We start from the raw sequence: 18,472 nt of genomic DNA on the forward strand, positions 1-18,472 counted from the left end.
ATTACGTCTTAAAATATTTAGCGATAGTGTCAGTATAACTAAGTAAATTTTTAAAAATTGTACAAAATTGCTCGATAGCATTTTTCGTAACGTTTAACGTATTTACTTACCGAATCTAGCTGATTTATGGCAACATATCTTTATTCTTATGTCAGTTATTGAAGAATATTGTCAGGGGGCGATATGCAAAAAACACAAGTATGGGATGGTTTTATCCGCTTTTTCCATTGGAGTATGGTCGCACTGATCGCACTTCTATATTATTCAGCTGAAAACAGTCTAATGGAATTACATTTTGTCGCAGGATTTAGCTTGTTCTCGCTTTTGGTGACACGCATTATTTGGGGCGTTATTGGCAGTGACACAGCAAAGTTATCAGCGCTAATTCATTCACCTAAACAAACATTTGCAGCAATTAAAGGGGCCTCACAAGACGCTCCGGGCCATAATGCAGCAGGTAGTTATATGGTGATCGCGTTTCTCATTCTATTATTAACGCAAGCAATTACGGGGCTAATGACCACTGACGATATTATGTATGACGGCCCTCTCGTAGCAATGGTGAGTAGTGATTTGTCCACGCTTGCGAGCAGCTTACACCGTCAAATGTTTGATTTTATTCTTATCGCTATCGCATTACATATTTGTGCAATTGTGGTTTATAAATTGAAAGGTAAAGCGCTCGTCCCACCTATGATTACAGGCAAAACATCAGAAAGTTACCCACAAAGCGTCAAAATGAAGAGTGGTTGGATAGGCTTTGTGATTTTTGCTGTTTTACTAGCTGTTTTACTTACCACTTGGGGTGCGGAGTCAGTACAAACGTTATTGGGATAGCAGTTAACGTCGCATTTAAACAATTATATTAAAAAGGTCAGCAATTGCTGACCTTTTATATACTTGAGCATTAATGTGTAGCAATCAGTCTTTAAAAGACTTATGACAGTCTTTACATCCTTTTGCCCATGCACCGAACGCTGGTTTAATCACCGCAGGATCACCTGATTGCGCTGCAACAGCTAGTTTGTCAGCATAATCAGCAAAGGCATTGGCTTTTTGCATGAAAGTTTCATTATCAGACCATACTGCTGGCAAAGCAGATGTGTCACCTTTCTCAGTGCCCGCATAAAACGCTTCCCAAGGCATTTTTGACAATGCCGCAGCATTGTTAGCACGCATTTGGAATGTTTCAGCATTAAATTCAACTTTACCTTTCAACATATCACCCATATTAGCAATTTGAGTGCGGATCAGTTGAAACGCCTGTTGACGGTACTCAATAGCGTCCTCTGCTTCTTTAAATGCAGGGTTAGCATTTGCAAGTGCTGGTGCAGCAATCGCAGCAGCTAGAACTAATGTTCTTATTTTCATAGTTTGCCCCTAATAATTTTTATCGTTCCAATTATTACAACATCCCACATGATGCTGCAACTGGAAACGACCAATCCGCGAATTTACGCGTTATAAGTTTCTTTATTATTACCAAAGCACTTTTTCAATGGTATTGGGTGCTTCACCAATCAATGTGGATACGACACGATTTTGGTTATCTAATAAGATAATACGTGGCACCCCTGCATTGGCAAATTGACTATAAATTTGACGATTCGGGTCTGCTACCATGGTGAAGTTCGTTGCGAATTTTTCAGAAAAGTTAACTAAACTTTGCGCATTCTCTTCTCGGCCTATGGCAATAATTTGTAAGTCTGGGTCGGCAATTAATGGAGAGGCCATTAACTGTTTCACAAAACGCTGCGAGTCACTGCACCAGGTGGCAAACAGTAATACAAGTTTACGTTTATCTTCTGCCAGCGCCACAAGCTCACCTTGTGCGTTGGTAAACTGAGTGATAGGAAATGTCTGTCCTTGTGTTATATAAGTTTCATAATTTGGCTTTTGATAGGTAACTTGGTTGTTTTCTGTTTGAGCACAGCCAAATAGTGTCGCCACTAGGGCCAGTGGTAAAAGCTTTTTCATTTATATTCCATATAATTATTGCGCTGGACTCAGTGTTAAAAATTTAGCATCATGCGTCAAGCCATCATCACACAATAATTGAAACCGTTATTTGAGCTACCTTTCGTTATTTTTTACCGCATTTATCGCTGCAACCTTACTGCCAACGGCATCTGAAGGCATGCTCGCATACCTGATTCAGCAACAAAATAACATTGCATTACTATGGGTAAGTGCCACCTTAGGCAATACCCTTGGTAGCTGCGTTAACTGGTGGCTTGGAAAGGAGTTAAATCGCTTTAAAAACAAAAAGTGGTTTGCCGTGTCTGAACAACAACTGGAAAAAGCGCAAAACAGTTTTAATCGCTATGGCAGAGCGAGTTTGTTATTTGCATGGCTACCAGTAGTTGGCGATCCACTTACATTTATAGCGGGCATTATGCGCGTGCCCTTTGGTGTTTTTGTTGTACTCGTGTCCATTGGTAAAGCAGTGCGTTACGCCATAGTTATTGCTATGGCGCTGCAATTTATTTAGTTTTGCTTTTGCCATGCAAGTGTGAGCGATACTGAGTCAGCAAAACGCAAGGCATGAGGTTTATCGATTGAGACTTTTGCAAAGGTAACACTCGGATGGCGGTGGCACTCTTCAAGTACATCTGCCACCAGCTTTTCAAGCAATAAAAAATGGCCATTTTCGACTAATTCAATTACCGCTTTAGTAATCACTTTATAGTTAACGGCTTGATCGACCTCATCAGTCACGCACGCCATATCCGCCGGATAGTGCACCTCGATGTTAATGACAACATCTTGCTTTTTTTCCCGCTCTTCGGGATTAAATCCAATGTAAGTGCGCAAACGTAAATTGGTGATATTAATTATCGCATTCAGCATAAATTACCCCTTAACTAACTGCAGAAACTCATTACGAGTTTTAGGATCTTCTCGGAAGTTACCTAACATAACCGAGGTACGCATTTTAGAGTTTTGTTTTTCTACACCACGCATCATCATGCACATATGCTTGGCTTCAACAATCACACCAACACCTTTTGCATTGGTTACTTCTTGCACAGCTTCTGCAATTTGATGAGTAAGTTGCTCTTGGATTTGAAAGCGGCGCGCAAACATATCAACGATACGCGCAAACTTTGATAAGCCGAGCACTTTGCCATTAGGAATATAAGCAATATGACAACGACCTACAAATGGCAATAAATGGTGCTCACACATGGAATACAACTCAATATCTTGCACTAATACCATGTCGTCTGCATCGGAACTAAAAACAGCGTTATTGGTAATTTCTTGCAACGTTTGGCGATATCCTTTGGTTAAATATTCCATCGCTTTTGCTGCCCGTTTTGGCGTGTCTAGCAAGCCTTCTCGGTTTGGATCTTCGCCAACCGCTTCGATAATTTTGAGGTAGTTTTCAGCTAGTTTCTTTTCCATTGTCCTGTCCTATTTTAGGTGGCGACCACCATCTAGTTGCAATGTACGTCCTGTCATGTAGTTGCTATTAAGAATCATCTCAACACCATTAACCACTTCTGCTGTGCCGGGTTCAAGCGCCATAATAGATTTTTTAAGCGTTTTAACACGGTAAGCTTCATCGTCATGATCGTTAAAGATAATTAACGAAGGAGCGATTGAATTTACTTTTACCTTAGGCGCTAATTTTGCTGCAAAAGAGCGTGTGAGATTATCCAGGGCAGCTTTACTTGCCGCATAAGCAATATGTTTCGGGCTGCCTTTTTCAACCACATAGTCAGTTACATGAATAATGTCGCTGTGCTCAGCGTTGGTATTTTGCAGCAAAGGAGTGAGTGCTAAATTAAGCAAATAAGGTACTTTGGCATGAATATTCATCATGCTATCAAATAGGCCATTAAAGTCTGGGTTTTTACTCTCACAATCCCAACTTGATGCATTGTGAATAATTGCTCTCAGCTCTGAGGTATGCGCTTTAACACGCTCTACTAACGAGTCAACCGCACCAGGTTCTTCAAAGTCACACTGCAAGCAAATTGCACCAAGTTCAGCAAGCTCGGCTACAGAGTCATGTTTGGTACGATAAGTAATGATGAGTTGAAATCCTTTTTCGATAAAGTGTTTTGCTATATCGAGTCCAATGCGTTGCGCCGCACCTGTAATTAATATTGTTGCCATATAATTTTGATAAGTTCGTTTTGGGATTAATCGCTTGTATTATTAACTATAACCTAACTTCTTGATTTATTAAGCCGTTGAGCGAATTAAAAAGGCCTAACCTGCTTTTATACAGATTTTTAACCTGTTTAGATCTTATAACTTTTATTTATTCCTCTTTGATAACTGCAAATTTATTCAATTGTCATTGTTATGAGATTTTTGATACTTTTATCACCACATAAAAATGACAGCGCTGTACATGACTTATAAAAAGCAAAACTTCCAACACTATATTCCGCTTTTGTGCATCGCTTTTGTTTATATTTTTTGGCTTTCTCTACAAGGTATACACTCAGCACTTGCCAACTTTTTGTCGCAAATCAGCATTGCAATAACCATGGTGTTTGGCTCATTTGTAGCCGGAGGAACCGCGCTTGGTGGCGGTGCTGTGGCCTTTCCTGTGATGACAAAAGTATTGGCCATTGACCCTACAACGGCGAAAGTGTTTTCACTCGCTATTCAGAGTTTTGGCATGACAGCAGCAAGCATCACAATTATTTTTGGTGGTATTAAATATTATCGTTCTGTGGTGTTACTAGCGCTTATTGGTGCATTGCCAGGTGTTGCTATTAGCCTATTATTCATTGCCGATTTAATTCCTCGGCTTATGACAAAATCACTGTTTAGTGTTTTTTTACTGGTTTTTGCCATCACATTACTACGAGCTCATTGGCGTGGTAAGGTGCACTTATCTATCGACCTTAGCTGTAAACGACAAAATACCCTTGTTGTTTTGGTAGCTTTTTTAGGAGGGGTTGTTAGTGGGTTAATTGGTTCAGGTGCCGATATCGCTATTTTTGCGCTACTTATGCTCTATTTTAAGGCTGACCTAAAAATTGCAACAGCAAGTTCAGTCTTACTAATGGCTGCAACTTCTGTATTCGCAAGTCTCATTAATTATTTCTATATTGGAAATGTAACTGCAGAAATATCGCAATATGTGCTCGCCGCAATTCCTGTTGTTGTAATTGGTGCGCCGCTAGGCGCATACTGCTGTGCTAAAGTACCAAAATCAGTACTCTTGAGCTTCCTACTAACACTAATTGGTCTTGAAATTGGTTTTACATTGTATGAAGTTATCAATGTGCGCGCCTATTAACCTACCCTTTTAGCTGCAACTAACAATTATTTAGCTGATCATCAAACAACACGTCATTATCAGCAACATCAAGACCCATACAATCTCGTAATGCTTCAAAGCAATCAATGTTAGCTTGTGCCCACATAATATCATCAGCAGTCACTTTTAAACGCCCTTCACTCTGTGCTTTTTGCATCGCAAGCATTTCAATTAATGTGGTCATCCTTTTGCCTTTAATTAAGCTACAATAATGCAGTTTCGACCTGACTCTTTCGCTTTATAGAGAGCCTGGTCGGCTCGCTCGATAAACATTTCAGGGGCTTCTCCTTCATACTCAGCTAAACCAAAACTTGCTGAGATACTGCGCAGGGCCTTACCTGTTTTGTTGTCTTTAAGTGCTAATTTTTCGATATCAATACGAATTTTTTCAAGGTAGCTAATTGCCTCTCGCTTGTCTTTAAATTGACTCAAGATGCAAAATTCCTCACCGCCATAGCGATAAGCAGCATTGAGTTGATCAGCATGTTTTGTCAGCCTATCTGCGACAACTTTTAATACCAAATCACCTTTTTGATGGCCAAAGTCATCATTGAACTTTTTAAAGTGGTCGATATCAACAAAGGTGAGATAAAGCTTTAATATGCTGTGATGGCTATTGCATAAAAGCTCAAGATCTTCATCGAATGATTTACGATTATTTAGTCCCGTTAATCCATCTTTCGACGCTGCCTTTTTAGATTCTTTAAGTTCGCTTCGCAAACTCGATATTTCTTTATGGGCGGCACGTAATTGTTGTTGAAAGCGCTCAGCTGTTTGCTGCATGCTTTTTGACTCTTCAGATAATTTATTCACCACTTCAAGAATGTCTTTTTCAGTATTCTCATTACTGGAAAAGCCATCTAACTCTTGATTGCAGGTATTTAAAACTTCACTAAAATCAATGGCAGAATTAAGGGTTTGCCCAACACCTTTCTCAACCGAAGCAATTACAGTACTAATTTCTGTCGCAACCGAATCAAACAGTTCTAAATCTTTATCCGAGAGGAACTCTTCAAATAAATCTCTTGATAGCGCAGGTGGGCAAGTGCCATAAGTTCTGAGCGCTGAGTCTAATTTTTGATTTAAGTTAGGATGATTACCTGAAACATAACTATACCAAAGGGCATAATTAGCAGGCGTTACTGCAATGTTGTATTTGACCATTAAAGGGACAGCTTTTCGCAAACACTCGGCTGAGTGTGACATGGTATTCTTCAAACTAAACTCCACTTTGCAATCCTTATGCGATCCTTAGCACTTGCTTAATAGCCGCAATCAATAGATTCTAAGAAAAGTGTAGTCGAGGAACAAAGATTTGCTAGCAAAAGTGTAAATTTTAAACATTTTCATTAGAGCAAAAAAAAGCCCTAATAATTAGGGCTTTATTTAGACATTTTATTAGCTTAGTGAACTCACTTTAGCGCTTCGTTGACCTCTTATCTTATTAATAAGCGCTGAAAGCCCATTGCCTATATCTTGCAAAATTAAATACATGCAAGGCACTAATACCAAAGTCACTAAGGTGGCAAATAACACAGAGAAACCTAGTGCTACCGCCATCGGAATAACAAAACGTGCCTGTAGGCTCGTTTCAAACATAATTGGCAACACCCCCACAAAGGTGGTGATGGATGTCAGGGTTATCGCACGAAAACGCGCACAGCCCGCTTTTGTTACTGCTTCTTTAATGGTGGCACCTTGGGCACGCATTTGGTTGACAAAATCGGTCATAACCAAGGAGTCGTTTATTACTACCCCAGCCGCCGCAATTAAGCCAAAAGTAGACATTAAGGAAATATCTAAACCAAAAGAGAAATGCCCCCAAATCGCGCCGATCATGCTAAACGGGATAACCGACATAATAATCAAGGGCTGGAAATAGCTCTTTAGCGGCACCGCTAGCAATATATACACAATAAACATACCAGCGATAAAGAATAGCTTTTGTTCATTCGCTTGTGCTTGCTGCTCTTCAATCGAACCACCTAGTTCTGATTTTACGGTTGGGAATTGCTCTTTAAGCTGGGGTAACAATTCCTCTTTTACCGATTTAACGACTGCATCTGGTTCAACAACTTCTTCATCAATTGCACCCCAAATATAGACGCTGCGATAGCCGCCTTCACGACGAATGTAGCTGATCCCCGGCTTCTCAACGAGATCGACCACATCGCCAAGCATCACCTCTTTACCATTTGGCGTGGTAATTACTGTGTATTTAAGCGATGAGTATGCTTCACGCGTTAGTTTAGGATAACGCACCATCACGCGTACCTCTTCGCCATTTCGAATAACGCGTTGCGCCTCACCACCATAAAAACTGGCACCTACTTGATTCGCAATATTGGCAAGGTTAAGGCCTAAATCATAAGCCACCGGTTTTAAGCTGATTTGCACTTCTTTGCTGGCAGGATCGATGGTCGAGCTAATATCAAATAAGCCTTTTTGCTGCTGCAACATAGCTATAAACTGGCGCCCTGCCGCATTGAGCGTTTCGATATCTGGGCCGAATAGTAAGTAACCAAATTCACCATCATTGCCGCCGCCATTAACATCATCTTGAATATTAATGGATTTTAACCCTGGAATTGCCGGCAGTGCTTCACGCCAACGACGAGAGAGCTCAAATGTATTATAAGGCCTTAATTCTTCATCAACCAATGGCACCACCAACTGCCCTTCTGTACGACCTTGATTAAACACTAACATATCGCGGATCATGGTTTGTCCGGTATCTGCTTGAGTTTGTTTATCAATTTGCATAATGACAGATTCGATTGATTGCAACGCTGAAATGGTCTGGGTATCTGACACGTTATCGTTCATTTCAATACGAATAGTTGGAAAGTCATGGGGTACCTTCGGCGTTGGTACCACACGCACATAATTACCCGCAAGTAAGCCAACACTTATCATTAATAATGCAAAGAAGGTTGCAAAAACCGCGTATCGCCATTCAACACACTTTAAAATAAAACGCTGATAAGGACCGTTCACGAAACCAAAAAAGCGTTCGTTAAACTTTGCTCTAAAGCCATCTGGCTTCACTTCACTGAAATGCGTATGAGCCAAATGCGCAGGTAAAATTAATTTAGACTCAATTAAGCTAAAGACTAAACATAAAATTGACACGGCCGCGATACTGACAAAAAACGCACTTTCAGGGCCACTGGATAAGGTAAACGGTGCAAATACCGCAATAGTTGTTAATACACCAAAGGTGGCGGGCGTTGCAACGCGCTGCGCACCCCGTACCACGCTGTTTACACCTGGGCCGGATCGTTCAATTTCACTGTATGCACTTTCACCTATCACGATGGCATCGTCTACCACGATACCTAGTACCATAATAAACGCAAATAACGACACAATATTGATACTAACGCCAACCATCGGCATCATCATCATGGCACCTAAGAAGCACACTGGTAAGCCAACCATTACCCACAATGCTAATTTAAAGCGTAAGAACAAACTTAGCATTAGAGCGACCAGTATCGCCCCTTGAAACAGATTTTTCAGCATCATATCCAGACGTGCATTTAAGTAGTACGTCATATCAACGATGGTTTCGAGTTTTACTCCTGGCGGCAGTGTTTTATTGCGCTCAGTAATAAATTTCTTCACTGATTCCGCTACCGGAATCATGTTTTGATCTTTGGTTGCTTTTACTGACAATGAAATCGCATTGGCACCTGACATTTTGAAGTAGCGTTCGCCTTCAACAAATTGATCTTTTATCTCAGCAATATCACCGAGTAGAACCTTGGCGCCATTACTGCCAACTTTAACTGGAATTTGGCGGAATTCATCGCCTTTATAAAACTGATTTTCAACACGAACCGAAATTATTCCTGAATCAGTTTTAAGCTGACCCGCGGATATATTGGCAGAATAACGTCTGATGGCATCACTCACTTGGTTCAACGTGAGGTTATATTTTCGTAATTGATCAGGTTGAATTTCGACTGCAATTTCATCGTCAGGCGTACTTAGGTTAACCAATGAAACATTTTTTAATTGTAATAATTCAGTTTCAATTTGACGCGCAATTGGTTTTAGTTGGGTGAGCGGTAAGTTACCAACTAAAGCCATATTAATTACATCTTGCTGAAACTCTATTTGTGATACCGTAACCGGCTCCATGCCTGCAGGAAATGTGGCTATACCATCAACTCTTAATTTTACCTTATCGAGCACTTCAGCTAAGTTTTTATCTGGATCAATTTCTAGCGTCAAACTACCACCATTGCGAAACGCACGAGAAATGCCTTTTTCTACCTCGGTGATGTCTTTAATTGCTTCTTCAATTTTGATTAAAATGCCTTCTTCAATTTCCTGTGGCGATGCCCCAGGATAATTAGCGTTAACAGTAATGTAGTTAATTTCAATGCTCGGAAACATTTGGCGCTGAATGGTTAAATAACTCACAACCCCCATTAATATAATGAAAAACATCATTAAATTGGCAGCAACTGAGTTATTGGCAAAAAAAGCGATGAGCCCTGTTTGTTGTTTATTCGTCATGGTTGGCCCTTACTTCAGCGCATCACTTGCATTACTAGCTGCTAATTTTACTTCCATACCTGCCTGTGGGTATTCAGGTAAAGTGAGCACTAGCTTTTCATCGTTTGTAAGGCCTTTATCAATTAAGAAATACGCGCCTTCAGTTCGTAACACATTGACTTCTTTTGCCTGAAGTTTTTGCTCATCATCAACAACCCAAACAGTGCGATTGTTAACAAGCTCTTGGGGCAGTTTAAACACCTCTGAAAGCTGTTTACCGGCAAACGAAACTTCGACATATTTGCCGAACTTTAAGTCACTGCCCTTGCTTTTAAGATTGTAAGGGTCTTCAACTTGTACCACGATATGGCTCATGCGAGTCGCACTGTCAATTACGCCTAAATCACGTGCAATTTTGCCTTGGCGAACAAAGCTATTTATACCTTTGTAAGAAATATTAACGGGTGTTTCAGCTAATGGCGCAGGTAAAAACAAACTATCAAAGCCAGCAATTGGCACAATAATTTCTGCTGTTTCAATGTTGTTTAATTGGGCCACTTGTGTGCCTTTATTAACAAATTGACCAACCCCGACTTCTCGCGAAATGATCAGTGCGTCATAAGGTGCTTTTACATCACAATCCTCTAAATCGCGCTGTGCACGCATAAGTGCTGCCTGCGCAGATTTAACTTGTGCTTGCGCACTTAATACTTGCGGCTTTCTTAAAAATAAATCGGTGCGCGGTTTATTAGGAAAACGCGCCGCCTCATCTTCAGCTACCTGTGCTTTTGCTTGCTCTTCAATCAGTGCAGCTTGTGCACTCGTGAGCGCCGCTTCAGCTTGAAGTAATGCAGCTTGATAGTTGTCTTTTTCTATTGAGAACAAGACTTCACCACGCTTAACTAACCCACCCGCGACAAAGTTTTTGTGCCAGCTTGTTACTTCACCAGACACTTGTGCAGCCAAGCGAGTCGTTTCCAACGGTTTTACTTCACCAAAACTTGTTAATAATACTTGGTGTTCGACGGCTTTTAATGCTTTAACACTAACGGTTGGGCGTGTATCAACAGGTTTCTTGTCTCCATCATCCGCGGCACTTGCCTTTATCAGGCTGAACCCAACCACTCCTAACAAAACAATACCAATCGGTACCAAGATTTTGACAAGTAACGCTTTCATTTATGACTTCCTGTTGATTTTATGCACACTAAATATAACGCATTCTTATTCATAATTTTAGCGCTATATGTTTGATGTTACGTTTATATTTCGAAAAAAGATTTTAAATATGTTAATTGTCGAGTTTTTCTTCACTAATTCGCATTGCTATGGGATAACAGACATAAATCAACAGGGGTTTAAAATTATGTTCAAACACTCACTTATCGCATTAGCCACTCTCGCTAGTTTCTCAGTTAGTGCGGCACAGTTGGTACTCAATGCAGATGCGGCGCTCGATGTCACCAGCGGCAAACTAATTAAACCAGCTACCGTGGTAATCGAAGACAATAAAATTATCAGTGTTAGTAAATCCAATCGTAAAGGGTATGCAGCCGACGCAAAAATAATGAATTTAAAAGGCTACACCTTGTTACCTGGTTTATTTGATATGCATGTACACCTCACCAGTGATGCCCATGTTCATGGTTATAAGCGCCTGCAACGTACCACTCAGCGCTCGGCAATTACCGGCGTGCGAAACGCAAAACGTACTTTAGAGGCTGGCTTTACATCAGTGCGTAACTTAGGTGCACCAGGCTATGCTGATATTGCTCTTAAAGATGCGATTGCTGATGGCGATGTGCCTGGTCCACGAATCTTTGCTGCGGGCCCTAGCTTAGGTGTAACAGGTGGACACTGTGATAACAACTTACTTACTCATGAACATGCCGTGACGAGTCAAGGCGTCGCTGACGGCCCATGGGCAGTTCGTGCAAAAGTGCGCGAAAATATTAAGTATGGCGCCGATATTATTAAATTCTGTGCAACTGGTGGGGTTCTTTCAAAAGGTACCAAAGTAGGCGCACAGCAGTACTCACAAGAAGAAATGAATGCCATTGTTGAGGAAGCACATCTGCGTGGTTTAACCGTTGCAGCGCATGCCCATGGCACCGAAGGTATTAAATCAGCCATTAAAGCAGGGGTAAATTCGGTTGAGCACGTTAGTTTTGTTGACGATGAAGCAATTGCCTTAGCACTTGAAAAAGGCACATATTTCTCGATGGACATTTACAACACCGAATACATTCTTAGCGAAGGTAAGAAAGCCGGTATTTTAGAAGAAAGTTTAAATAAAGAGCGTAAAGTCGGCTCTCGTCAACGCGCGAGCTTTACCAAAGCCGTTAAAGCAGGTGTAAATATGGTATTTGCATCAGATGCTGGCGTGTATCCACACGGTGATAACGGCCATCAGTTTAGCCGTATGGTAAAATTTGGTATGACCGAATTACAAGCCCTGCAAGCTGCCACTATCAATGCGGCAACCATGCTTAAAAAGCAAGATTCATTAGGCTCGCTCGATGTGGGTAAATTTGCTGATGTCATTGCTGTTAAAGGTAACCCTCTCGAAAACATTAGCACGTTAGAGCAAGTCGACTTAGTGATTAAAGATGGCAAAGTCGAAATCGATTTAATTAAATAACGGTTAGGGTCTGTTGATCTTTGCTGTTCTATTTTTGTTCTCTTTGAGCGTGATTTTATCGCGGCGCTCGATGTGTGTCCTAGCAATCTAAGCGAATATCGAGCAAAGCTTCCGCGTCCTGCTAACGCCCCTTACCTGCATCCATGCAGGTAACAATGAGAAAATTGCGCTCAAAAGAACCGTTCGGCAGCGCTTGATTGGATTTTCTACTGTGTTATCGGCTGGCTCACATAGAATAACTATGCCACGCAGCCTCTGCCTTGTATAAAACCCAATCAAACTGCTGCAAAAACGAACTTGAAAGGTCAACAGACCCTAATTAAAAAAGGGACACTCGCCCCTTTTTTATGATTCAAAAAACTCGCGGTTACGTCGGTATTCACCCATGCCAACTCCTTTGTGCTTGATAAATAGCTTTCGAAAAGCGGCATCATCCTGATAACCTAAGCTGAGTGCTATTTGCTGCGCTGTTTTATTAGTTGTTTTTAATAAGCCACAGGCGCGTTCAATACGTGCAATTTGCACATACTGCATGGGCGCAACACCTAGCAGCTTTTTAAATCTTCTCGTTAACGTGCGCTCGCTGATATTCAACTTATACGCCATGGTTGATACATCAATACTTGTCTCCAAGTGATCACTTATCCATTGCTCAAGTTTTCGCATCTCACCATCTTGGTGCGCAGGTAAGTCATTCAATGCAAAGAACGCACTTTGTTTTACTTGCTCAGTATCGATCAGCAAATAGCGGGCTACAGTATCAGCAATATCTTTACCTAAATAATGGCGCACTAGATACCAGGTAAGCAGTAAGAAACTCGAAGTCGCGCCACATGTTAGAAACTTGCCATCTAGTCTTAGCATTTCGCTGGTATCGAGTTTACAGCCCTTAATATGGCGCTGAAAAAAACTATCTAACCACCAGCTTGCTGTGATTTTTTTATCTTTTAACAAACCAGTATGCGCCAGTAATGGCACTGCTGTACAACCCGACATCACTAATTCGGCGCTTTCTGCGAGTTTTTTAATATGCTGATGAAAGGGCATTAAGCTTTTGCATAGCTGCCAAAGTTCGGTGTCACTACGGTATTGACTGCCCGGCCAAATAACAACATCAAACTCGGTAGTTTCTTCCAGCCATACATCAGCTTTAAATACTAAGCCCTGGCTAGACTCTACATACTTTTTATCAACTCCAATAAGCTGCCAGCTGAACGCATCCGCATTTGCGCCCGTACGCTTTTTGTAAATGCTATTTGCGACATTGAGCACATCAATCACACCCGTTACAGCTGTTGCCATTACGCCTTGATTAATCAAAATTCCTATTTTGTGCATTGTCTTTATTTAACCTTTTTTAGTCAGTTAAGACACGTTATAGCAAGGTTTTTGCAATTAAACTAGGTCATAAAATATGAATATGAGAATTAATATGGATACTAATTGGATTTATGGCCCGATCTTGATCATTGTTCTGCATATATTCGCATTGCTTATTTACGCAGCAAGCAAGCGCATAATTGCAGTAAGAAAAAAGCAGCTTGATTATAAGGTAGTTCAAAACTTGGATTACCGTGCGATGCCAGAGGATATTTTATTAGCGGGACGCAGTTATGATAATCAATTTCAGCAACCCATTTTATTTATTGTTTTACTGGGATTTATAGCATCTAACGCCATTCAAGATACCACATGGATTCTTGCCGCATGGCTTTATGTTTTATTGCGATTATGGCATTCCATCGAACACCTTAAAGCACACAACCTTAAAAGGCGAACCTATGCTTTTGGCTTAAGTTCATTATTATTACTGTTTATGTGGTTAGCTTTTTTAGTCAGTAGATTGGTATAGGCTAACGACAAAAGCACTTAAGACCCTTTAAGTGCTTTTGGCTTTCATCAGGGGTTATTTAAACAAGCGCCTTTCAAGTACAAAACCCATAATACCTGATGCAAACAACAAAACACCCAGTACTTGTAGCCAAGAGTTAACTGGACGGCGTATTTTTTTACTCATTAAATTATCCAGTTTATAAATGCGCCTGCCACCGGCAACAGTCTCGGTAAAACTTGGGCCTTTATACTCTGGCGTCATTTGCACCAGTGTGGCGCGTCGCTTTGCCATTTCAAGCATTAATGATTTTTGCTTTTGTACTCGCTGTTGTGGGGTCAGTGTTTCACCCACGTTTAAATAGTACCTTTCCCAGCGTGAAAATATGTCATTAGGTTCATCATCTTTAATCACGCCAATAGATTCATAGTGGTAAACATATTCGTTAAAAATAAGCTTACTATAACCAATAAAAAATAAAGTCACGGCCAGTACAATACTCATACTCGCAAGCAACAAAAAGTTACGGCGCTTGATAAATTGATTATGTGACTGTTGCGTTAGAAATTGCTCAACGTCTGGAATTTGCTTTAAACGCTGTAAATCTTTTTGCACCAATTCATCGTTGAGAAAATCAGCGATTGATATTTGAAACGCCGTAAGAATTTTGCGAAACATATCATTGGATGGCAGCGATTTATCATTCTCTAATTTAGATAAATACGATTGTTCTATTCCCGCCTGTTCGGCCAACTCGGGTTGGCTAAGCCCTTTTTCTTGTCTTAGCAGTTTTAATTTTTCACCTAATGTCATTTTATATTCCTTAATACATTATCACGTTATTTTTGATCGTTGCTGGCCTGCGAACGTGTGTATTCTTGGCTATTCCTGCAAAAATAAACAGCTGAATAATTTAGAATATTGAAGAATTTCATATTTTTACTTGGATTTGTACCACTTAGTGCAGGGTTTTCTATACTAAATATAAAAGTGAAAGAAGAAGACAAAGAATGAATTGGATTAAGGCCCCTTTAGTTGGTTTATTATGCTTACTTTTAAGCGCTTGCTCCAAACCTAGCAACCCAACTATTAAGCTTGCAATAAATCCGTGGCCTGGCTATCAATATCTTTACCTAGCAAAAGAAAAAGGGTTATTCAAACAAGCAGGTCTAAACATTGAAATTGTTGAGGCACCTTCACTTGCAGAAGTAAAACGCTTTTTTCATCAAGGCAAAGTAAATGCCATGACCAGCACTATGGTTGAAGCTGTGATGTTAGCCACTAAGCAGAAAACCCAAATATCCATTGTCTTAGTAACTGACTACTCAAATGGCGGAGATCAAATTCTTGCTCGACCCACTATCGATGAACTGAAGCAGCTAAAAAACCAACGCATTGGAGTAGAACTTGGCGCGCTCGGTGCGTTTTTTTTACATCAAGCATTAGCACAACAAGGGATGACATTAGAAGATATAAAAATGCTTAATATTGAACAACTCGATGCATCAGATGCCTTTTCAAAAGACCTTATTGATGCCTATGTAACTTACCCGCCTTACTCCAATCTACTCGTCAATAATCATAATTTACACAGCATTTTTAATTCGAGCCAGATCCCAAGAACCGTGTTAGATGTTGTAACCATTTCAACTGATTTAGTTAAACAAGACCCGACACTAATTACTCGCTTGCACTCAGCATGGCAGGCAGCGCTAAATTACGCCAAAAAACACCCGATTGAAGCCAATAATATTATGGCTAAACGAGAAGGCATAAGTGCCGATGAATTTACAGCCGAACTAGCTGGTATTAAAGTGTTATCTGCAGCTGAACAAAAAACAGACTTAACACTAAAAAGCGTCTCTTATAATATGGAACAGGTGTGCTCGGTACTAAATAAAATTAACTCGATTTCTTTTGATTGCACTCAGCTGCCAAACTATTTATCGGTAGGAATAAAGCGTGAATGAAGGTTTAACACTGGGAAAACGCATTACGCTTTTGCTTAGCATTATTTATATTACGGTGCTGGCAGGGCTAGTAATATTTAATAAATATAATGCAACACAACTCTCAAAAACGATGATGAAGCATGAAGCTGAATTAATCATCGAAAGTATTATTGTATCTTCTGCAAACCGAATTAACCCAGCCAATTTTAAGCGTGTTGCAAGTGCCATTGGCGCCAACGATGCGGTTGATCATGTACTTATTGCAAAAGCAAACTCTGGCATTATTTTAGCTAGTAACCAAGCTGATTTGATCGGTGAGTCATTTACCTCATCCCATTTTAAATTTAGCCATTTATTAGATGAGTTAAATTTCAATCAATTTCCTAATTATTATTATTTTGATAATCAATTAATTTACTTGGCCAGCTTCGAAGCCGTTTCTGAAGATCTGAGTTCACTGGAAGATCTTGTGATTATTTTAATTATCAATACAAGGCAACTTGGGCAGTACATCGCCTTATCAAATCAATCTATTTTCTTCGCGGCTTTGCTTGGTTTTTCCATCACTATGGCTCTCAGCATTTATGTAATTCGTTCTCAAGCCATTCTTCCTCTTTATCAGTTACTTGAATCAATTAGAGCTGGCATTCGCTCGCGCAAGCCGCAAAAAGTAACAATTCAACGTAATGATGAAATTGGTGAGTTAGTGACTGCTCACAATGATTTACTGGATAATTTACTCACTAAGCAAGAAGAGCTAGAAAAGCAAACAACAAAAAGCCAAATGGCGGCTCAAGCCAAATCTGACTTTCTCGCTGTAATGAGCCATGAAATTCGCACCCCGCTCAACGGTGTACTGGGTACTGCAAGTTTACTCGCCAAAACGAACATGTCGGACGAACAACAACAACACCTTGACGTAATCACAAGCTCAGGACAACAATTACTGGCAACAATCAACGACATCTTAGATATTTCCAAAATAGAAGCAGGCAAGTTATTGCTGCATCCTGTGCCATGTGAAATTAATCAAATGCTTAAAAGCGTAGTCGATATGTTTAACGCAACGGCATTAGAAAAAGATGTCAGTATTGTTGCCAATTACACCAAGCAAACAACCTTTATTGCCCTTGATGATGTTCGCGTTAAACAAGTATTGATAAACCTAATTAGTAATGCGATTAAATTTACTGAGCAAGGCACCGTATCGGTGTCGGTTGAATTAAAGAATACAGCCCCAGCTAAGCATACGCTTAACATTACCATCGTCGATACAGGCATTGGCTTAAGCGAATCGCAAGTTGATAACCTGTTTACCAAATTTGTACAAGCGGATGCCAGCACTACAAGAAAATATGGTGGTACTGGTTTAGGGTTAGCTATTTGTAATGCCTTAGTAAGACAAATGGGTGGCACAATTAATGTGGCAAGTAAGTTAGGTAAAGGCTCTCGTTTTGTCGTATCCCTGCCCTGTGAAGAAGCGGAAAAACCAAGAGTCGACACACGAACAATTAATGGGTTAGCAAATGTTGAAAATGCGCATATTTTGTTAGTAGATGATGTGCCTCTCAATCAACATATTGCAAAAGCAATGCTAGCTGATCACATAGTGACTACTGCAAACAATGGTATTGAAGCCGTTGCCAAAGCACAAGAAAGTACCTTTGATATTATTTTGATGGATTGCTTAATGCCTGAGCTAGACGGTTTTGATGCCACGAAGCAAATCCGTAAAATGGGGATCACAACGCCAATCGTCGCGCTAACAGCTAGCAACCAAAGCGAGACCAAAGAAAAGTGCTTAGCGTCTGGAATGGATGATTTCTTATCTAAACCTCTGGTTGAAAAAGATTTAATCAGCATGATCAATCTGTGGGCTAATCACAACACATAACACCAGTTATCACCCCAAATCGCCTTTTAGCACTTTTCATCTTTATTCAAATACCACTCGGTTAGTCTAGCCTCATTGAATTAAGGAGGCATTATGCTTAAAACATATAAATTGGTATTAGCTGGACAGCAAATACGTTTAACAAAGAATGATCAGCAAGATGCTAAACTTTACATCAATGGTCAAAAGCAGAGCTTAACAAAGCAATCTTTTAAAAATCGTACTAACTATTTAGCTAAACTCGAAAAGCTAGGTGACTTTATTATCAGCCAAGTGACAACTAAATTAGGGCAAGAAATTCGCTTTTATTTAAAGTCCGCAGGCCAAAATCAATTGCTATTTAAAGCCAACGCTTAAGGAA

At 40.3% G+C, this 18,472-nt stretch carries 19 protein-coding genes; 8 read left to right on the top strand and 11 right to left on the bottom strand.

Features of this window, described 5'->3' with window-relative positions; translation table 11 throughout:
- The first annotated feature begins 183 nt into the window (after positions 1-183).
- Positions 184-837 (top strand): cytochrome b/b6 domain-containing protein, encoded by a 654-nt coding sequence (locus OM33_RS02935; protein WP_038638559.1) that lies wholly within the window; start codon positions 184-186, stop codon positions 835-837.
- A gap of 84 nt (positions 838-921) precedes the next feature.
- On the opposite strand, the gene OM33_RS02940 is transcribed toward OM33_RS02935, so the two are convergent.
- Together OM33_RS02940 and OM33_RS02945 are read right to left on the bottom strand one after the other, a co-directional pair.
- A complete protein-coding gene (locus OM33_RS02940) occupies positions 922-1,371 on the bottom strand; it encodes a c-type cytochrome (RefSeq protein ID WP_038638563.1) in 450 nt (149 codons plus the stop codon).
- 108 nt (positions 1,372-1,479) lie between these two features.
- Positions 1,480-1,977, bottom strand: a complete 498-nt coding sequence (locus OM33_RS02945) for a TlpA disulfide reductase family protein (protein ID WP_038638566.1) — start codon at positions 1,975-1,977, stop codon at positions 1,480-1,482.
- Between the two features lie 91 nt (positions 1,978-2,068).
- Here OM33_RS02945 and OM33_RS02950 point away from each other — a divergent pair, with 91 nt between their 5' ends.
- Positions 2,069-2,491, top strand: coding sequence for a YqaA family protein (locus tag OM33_RS02950; RefSeq protein ID WP_038638569.1), 423 nt, complete (start codon positions 2,069-2,071; stop codon positions 2,489-2,491).
- On the opposite strand, the gene folX is transcribed toward OM33_RS02950, so the two are convergent.
- Genes folX through folM form a run of 3 tightly spaced genes read right to left on the bottom strand, consistent with a single transcriptional unit; the run spans position 2,488 to position 4,125 of the window.
- Positions 2,488-2,850 (bottom strand): dihydroneopterin triphosphate 2'-epimerase, encoded by a 363-nt coding sequence (folX, locus tag OM33_RS02955; protein ID WP_038638572.1) that lies wholly within the window; start codon positions 2,848-2,850, stop codon positions 2,488-2,490. The two genes, OM33_RS02950 and folX, sit on opposite strands and share 4 nt — an antisense overlap.
- Positions 2,851-2,853: 3 nt before the next feature.
- Positions 2,854-3,408, bottom strand: a complete 555-nt coding sequence (gene folE / locus OM33_RS02960; protein ID WP_038638575.1) for a GTP cyclohydrolase I FolE — start codon at positions 3,406-3,408, stop codon at positions 2,854-2,856.
- A 9-nt stretch (positions 3,409-3,417) separates the two neighbouring features.
- Positions 3,418-4,125: a dihydromonapterin reductase gene (folM, locus tag OM33_RS02965; RefSeq protein WP_038638578.1), complete on the bottom strand. Its 708-nt coding sequence runs from the start codon at positions 4,123-4,125 to the stop codon at positions 3,418-3,420.
- A 241-nt stretch (positions 4,126-4,366) separates the two neighbouring features.
- Between folM and OM33_RS02970 the strand changes: the two genes are divergently transcribed.
- A complete protein-coding gene (locus OM33_RS02970; protein ID WP_052140879.1) occupies positions 4,367-5,266 on the top strand; it encodes a sulfite exporter TauE/SafE family protein in 900 nt (299 codons plus the stop codon).
- A 19-nt stretch (positions 5,267-5,285) separates the two neighbouring features.
- On the opposite strand, the gene OM33_RS02975 is transcribed toward OM33_RS02970, so the two are convergent.
- The 4 genes from OM33_RS02975 to OM33_RS02990 form a co-directional block, all read right to left on the bottom strand.
- Positions 5,286-5,471, bottom strand: coding sequence for a hypothetical protein (locus OM33_RS02975; RefSeq protein WP_038638581.1), 186 nt, complete (start codon positions 5,469-5,471; stop codon positions 5,286-5,288).
- A gap of 14 nt (positions 5,472-5,485) precedes the next feature.
- Positions 5,486-6,493: a GGDEF domain-containing protein gene (locus OM33_RS02980; protein WP_234402721.1), complete on the bottom strand. Its 1,008-nt coding sequence runs from the start codon at positions 6,491-6,493 to the stop codon at positions 5,486-5,488.
- Positions 6,494-6,685: 192 nt separating this feature from the next.
- Positions 6,686-9,814, bottom strand: coding sequence for an efflux RND transporter permease subunit (locus OM33_RS02985; protein WP_038638583.1), 3,129 nt, complete (start codon positions 9,812-9,814; stop codon positions 6,686-6,688).
- 9 nt (positions 9,815-9,823) lie between these two features.
- Positions 9,824-10,972, bottom strand: a complete 1,149-nt coding sequence (locus OM33_RS02990) for an efflux RND transporter periplasmic adaptor subunit (RefSeq protein WP_038638586.1) — start codon at positions 10,970-10,972, stop codon at positions 9,824-9,826.
- Positions 10,973-11,159: 187 nt separating this feature from the next.
- On the opposite strand from OM33_RS02990, the gene OM33_RS02995 reads away from it, so the two are divergent.
- Positions 11,160-12,434 carry a Xaa-Pro dipeptidase gene (locus OM33_RS02995; protein WP_038638589.1) on the top strand — a complete coding sequence of 425 codons (1,275 nt, stop codon included), beginning with the start codon at positions 11,160-11,162 and terminating at the stop codon, positions 12,432-12,434.
- Positions 12,435-12,779: 345 nt separating this feature from the next.
- Here OM33_RS02995 and OM33_RS03000 read toward each other — a convergent pair whose 3' ends face one another.
- Positions 12,780-13,772, bottom strand: a complete 993-nt coding sequence (locus tag OM33_RS03000) for a GlxA family transcriptional regulator (protein ID WP_081990996.1) — start codon at positions 13,770-13,772, stop codon at positions 12,780-12,782.
- A gap of 76 nt (positions 13,773-13,848) precedes the next feature.
- Between OM33_RS03000 and OM33_RS03005 the strand changes: the two genes are divergently transcribed.
- Entirely contained in the window at positions 13,849-14,286 is a 438-nt protein-coding gene (locus OM33_RS03005; protein WP_081990997.1) for an MAPEG family protein, read from the top strand.
- 54 nt (positions 14,287-14,340) lie between these two features.
- On the opposite strand, the gene OM33_RS03010 is transcribed toward OM33_RS03005, so the two are convergent.
- The gene (locus OM33_RS03010; protein WP_038638597.1) at positions 14,341-15,078 is read right to left on the bottom strand and encodes a helix-turn-helix domain-containing protein; all 738 of its coding nucleotides are present in this window, start codon (positions 15,076-15,078) and stop codon (positions 14,341-14,343) included.
- 197 nt (positions 15,079-15,275) lie between these two features.
- On the opposite strand from OM33_RS03010, the gene OM33_RS03015 reads away from it, so the two are divergent.
- From OM33_RS03015 to OM33_RS03025, 3 genes are all read left to right on the top strand, one after another.
- Positions 15,276-16,235, top strand: coding sequence for an ABC transporter substrate-binding protein (locus tag OM33_RS03015; protein ID WP_052140881.1), 960 nt, complete (start codon positions 15,276-15,278; stop codon positions 16,233-16,235).
- Entirely contained in the window at positions 16,228-18,111 is a 1,884-nt protein-coding gene (locus tag OM33_RS21955; RefSeq protein WP_052140882.1) for an ATP-binding protein, read from the top strand. The genes OM33_RS03015 and OM33_RS21955 overlap by 8 nt, the downstream gene beginning before the upstream one ends.
- Before the next feature lie 93 nt (positions 18,112-18,204).
- Positions 18,205-18,468: a hypothetical protein gene (locus OM33_RS03025; protein WP_038638601.1), complete on the top strand. Its 264-nt coding sequence runs from the start codon at positions 18,205-18,207 to the stop codon at positions 18,466-18,468.
- Positions 18,469-18,472 lie beyond the last annotated feature (4 nt).

Origin of the sequence: Pseudoalteromonas piratica (assembly GCF_000788395.1) — a bacterium.
Classification (GTDB): domain Bacteria; phylum Pseudomonadota; class Gammaproteobacteria; order Enterobacterales; family Alteromonadaceae; genus Pseudoalteromonas; species Pseudoalteromonas piratica.